This is a genomic window from Nostoc sp. S13 (assembly GCF_029379315.1).
In the GTDB taxonomy this organism is placed as follows: Bacteria; Cyanobacteriota; Cyanobacteriia; order Cyanobacteriales; family Nostocaceae; genus Nostoc.
This window is the reverse complement of the sequence record NZ_JAQYWQ010000232.1, coordinates 1-3,887: the sequence shown is the minus strand read 5'-3', so window position 1 is coordinate 3,887 and position 3,887 is coordinate 1. Positions and strand designations below refer to the sequence as shown.

4 protein-coding genes are annotated in these 3,887 nt (G+C 44.6%); 3 read left to right on the top strand and 1 reads right to left on the bottom strand.

Going from position 1 to position 3,887, the window contains the following annotated elements; genetic code table 11:
• Positions 1-661: 661 nt before the first annotated feature.
• The 3 genes from serA to PUQ00_RS32570 all read left to right on the top strand — a co-directional run bounded on the left by serA (position 662) and on the right by PUQ00_RS32570 (position 3,511).
• Positions 662-2,242 (top strand): phosphoglycerate dehydrogenase, encoded by a 1,581-nt coding sequence (serA, locus tag PUQ00_RS32580; protein WP_300424125.1) that lies wholly within the window; start codon positions 662-664, stop codon positions 2,240-2,242.
• 239 nt (positions 2,243-2,481) lie between these two features.
• The gene (gene prmA, locus PUQ00_RS32575; protein ID WP_300424123.1) at positions 2,482-3,402 is read left to right on the top strand and encodes a 50S ribosomal protein L11 methyltransferase; all 921 of its coding nucleotides are present in this window, start codon (positions 2,482-2,484) and stop codon (positions 3,400-3,402) included.
• Positions 3,386-3,511, top strand: coding sequence for a hypothetical protein (locus PUQ00_RS32570; RefSeq protein WP_300424122.1), 126 nt, complete (start codon positions 3,386-3,388; stop codon positions 3,509-3,511). The genes prmA and PUQ00_RS32570 overlap by 17 nt, the downstream gene beginning before the upstream one ends.
• A gap of 15 nt (positions 3,512-3,526) precedes the next feature.
• Here PUQ00_RS32570 and PUQ00_RS32565 read toward each other — a convergent pair.
• The coding region (locus PUQ00_RS32565; RefSeq protein ID WP_300424120.1) for a hypothetical protein at positions 3,527-3,887 on the bottom strand (361 nt) is incomplete at its 5' end.

Genomic DNA, 3,887 nt, shown 5'->3' with positions numbered 1-3,887 from the left:
AAACCTCTCCGTATTCTCTCTTAGTCTTGTTCAGAAATCAAATAGGAGTCCTATATATTAGTAAAGTACTAATGTATATTAAGTACTCTACTAATATGTTGGCAACTTTTAACTTCTAGACAATCTTAAATCTGCCACAATCATCAACAAGAAAATTTATTTGATGCCTAAACTCTGACTGTAACAATCCAATTATCTTGATGATGCAATGTTTTACTTTGACTAAGGGATACCACTTGTAGTATTTAGAAACAGGCAAGATTTGACAGATATAACAGTTACTAGCTCGTTTGGCGGTTGTGCAGAGCATTGCCTCAGCTAAAGTTGCAGCCTAGTCAATAATGCAGGCGTTTCTATTTTACCAAGGAAGTTGCTTAAGCCGGTAAAATTTTGGTAACTCTTAACTATTAATAAATATATAAGTGCTTAGTGCTATTCATGCTTTATATTTAGCGACAGGGTGGCGCAAACAGTCACTCATGTTCAAATAGTTAGGAGGCAGTACTTACCGCAAGCAACTCATGCTTCGATACCATCAGCACGCAGCGTAAGTAAAGGTTAAGTTGATATTAAAACGAATAATTTTTGCTGAATTGCGACAGATAAAGACTAAACTTAAAAGTCTTGTGCAGCAAAACCTGTAGCTTTAAATGAAGTAATCATGTCTAAGGTTCTTGTCTCTGATTCTATTGACCAAGCTGGAATTGACATTCTTTCGCAAGTTGCTACCGTTGATGTCAAACTAGGTCTAAAACCAGCCGAACTGATCGAAATTATTGGTGAGTATGACGCGCTAATGATTCGCTCTGGTACACGCGTCACCCAAGAAATCATTGAAGCCGGCACCCAGCTAAAAATCATCGGTCGGGCTGGTGTGGGTGTGGATAATGTGGATGTTCCGGCTGCCACACGCCGGGGAATTGTGGTAGTCAATTCTCCAGAGGGAAATACAATTGCTGCCGCCGAACATGCGCTAGCGATGATTTTGGCTTTGTCTCGCCACATCCCCGATGCTAACGCTTCCGTGAAACGCGGTGCGTGGGATCGCAATAGCTTTGTCGGCGCGGAAGTCTATAAAAAAACTCTCGGCGTTGTCGGTTTGGGTAAAATTGGCTCCCATGTTGCCTCTGTAGCTAAGACAATGGGGATGAAACTCCTAGCTTATGACCCTTTTATTTCTACAGACCGAGCCGAACAACTTGGCTGTCAGTTGGTGGAGCTAGATTTACTCTTCCAGCAAGCAGATTATATTACGCTACACATCCCCAAAACCCCAGAAACTACCCACTTAATCAATGCCACAACCCTGGCAAAAATGAAACCCACAGCCCGGATTATCAACTGCGCTCGTGGTGGGATCATTGATGAAGTAGCTTTAGCAGCAGCTCTGAAAGCTGGTAAGATAGGGGGCGCAGCCTTAGATGTGTTCGAGTCAGAACCACTGGGTGAATCTGAGTTGCGATCGCTAGGCAAAGAAGTTATCCTCACTCCCCACTTGGGAGCCTCTACTGCGGAAGCTCAAGTGAATGTGGCCATTGATGTTGCCGAACAAATTCGCGATGTACTTTTAGGACTACCAGCACGTTCAGCCGTCAATATTCCTGGACTCGGCCCCGATGTCTTAGAAGAACTCAAACCCTACATGCAACTAGCAGAAACTCTAGGTAATCTGGTGGGACAGCTAGCTGGCGGACGGGTGGAAGTACTCAATATTCGACTGCAAGGGGAACTAGCAACTAACAAAAGTCAGCCTTTGGTAGTAGCTGCCCTAAAAGGATTACTTTACCAAGCTTTGCGGGAACGGGTAAATTATGTAAATGCCACCATAGAAGCCAAAGAACGCGGAATTAGGGTGATTGAAACCCGCGATGCTTCGATTCGAGACTATGCCGGAACGCTTCATCTAGAAGCCACAGGTACTTTAGGTACTCATTCTGTCACAGGCGCCTTGTTAGGTGAGCGGGAAATCCACCTCACCGACGTTGATGGTTTCCCGATTAACGTCCCACCCAGCAAATATATGCTGTTTACCCTGCACCGCGATATGCCAGGGATTATCGGCAAACTTGGTTCCCTACTCGGCAGTTTTAATGTGAATATTGCCAGTATGCAGGTAGGTCGTAAAATCGTCCGTGGTGATGCCGTAATGGCTCTGAGTATAGATGACCCTTTACCAGAGGGCATTTTGGATGAGATTATAAAAGTCCCTGGTATTCGGGATGCGTATACGGTAACTCTCTAATTTTGGATTTCGGACTTCGGCTCCTTTCGGCTTACCTCGGCTTCTCTACGAGACGCTACGCGAACGCTCGGCACAAGTCGCTCAAGGCAAGTCGCTCAGTCGAACGATTTTGGACTTCGGCTTTGCTCAGTCGAACGATTTTGGATTGGTAATGGCTAATTGCTCATTGTTTTTCGCATTGATCATTAACCATTACCAAGTCCCCAATCTAAAATCTAAAATCTAAAATCTAAAATTGTATGGCAAACACCTGGTGGGAACTACAGATTTTATCTGAGCCAGACCTAGAAGATTCGATCTTTTGGCGACTGGAAGATTTTGGCTGTCGTGGTACAGCTAGTGAAAACAAAGGAAATTTATCTTTAGTAAGAGCTTACTTGCCGACAATTCAAACACAGCTACTAGATTTGGCAGCGCTATCGCTGTGGCTGCGTCAAGATGCCCTTTGTGTAGGACTTTCATCTCCCTCCCTGCAATGGCAGTTAATTGATGAGGAAGATTGGGCGACTAGCTGGAAACAATATTGGCATCCGCAGGAAATAGGCGATCGCTTCCTAATTAACCCCGCTTGGCTACCATTACCAGAAACAACGGAACGGTTAGTGATTCGTCTTGATCCTGGTGTAGCATTTGGTACGGGCAACCATGCCACGACTCAGCTATGTTTGGAATCCCTGGAAATGCGGCTGAGTGGAGTTCCTCAGTCGTTTGTGACTACTAGTGGTAAACATGAACATCTGGTAATTGCGGATATTGGCTGTGGTTCTGGTATCCTTTCGATTGGGGCGCTGCTACTGGGAGCCGAGAAAGTCTATGCAGTGGATACTGACCCTTTGGCGGTACAATCAACTATTAGTAATGGTGCCCTGAATGACATTAGCCCAGAACGTTTATTACCTGCACAGGGAAGTGTAGACGTTTTGACAAAACTGGTTTCTCAACCAGTAGATGGTATCGTTTGCAATATTTTGGCTGACGTGATTATTGAGTTGGTTCCAGAAATGAGTGCGATCGCTAAACCTGAGACTTGGGCAATCTTCAGTGGTATTTTACTCGAACAATCTAAAGCTGTTGCTGACACCTTAGAACAAAATGGTTGGATCGTTGCAACCCTGTGGAAACGCAAAGAATGGTGTTGCTTGAATGTCCGACGTTCTTAACTCAGTAGATAATAGTACAGCTTTACACCTGGGATGCGATCGCTCCCCAGTCAAAGCCAAATCAGTAATTCTGGTTGGTGATCTATGCGATCGCAGTAGCAGTAATTGATTTCTGGCTGCAAAGCTAATTGCTCTTTGTACCAATGCCATCGCAGAGAGTGCGATCGCTCACATTGGGATTTGATTGTAAATAAACATGTAGCCTGTTGCAACTGTAGATCATCAGATCGTTGAGACTACCAGAAATTATTAAATTCTTAAGGTGATTTGGGTACATATTCCAGAGTTTCACGGTTTTATCAACACTAGCAGAAGCAATGGTCTTGCCATCGCGGCTGAATGCTACGCCCCAAACCTCATTGCTATGCCCGTTGAGGGTGATGATTTCTTTACCTGTAACCGCATTCCAGAGTTTCACGGTTTTGTCATTACTAGCAGAAGCGATGGTCTTGCCATCGGGGCTGAATGCTACGCTATGGACATAA

Bases quoted from the DNA above. Each gene is read 5' to 3' on its own strand.
- serA (WP_300424125.1), top strand. From the start codon at position 662: ATGTCTAAGGTTCTTGTCTCTGATTCTATTGACCAAGCTGGAATTGAC.
- prmA (WP_300424123.1), top strand. From the start codon at position 2,482: ATGGCAAACACCTGGTGGGAACTACAGATTTTATCTGAGCCAGACCTA.
- PUQ00_RS32570 (WP_300424122.1), top strand. From the start codon at position 3,386: ATGTCCGACGTTCTTAACTCAGTAGATAATAGTACAGCTTTACACCTG.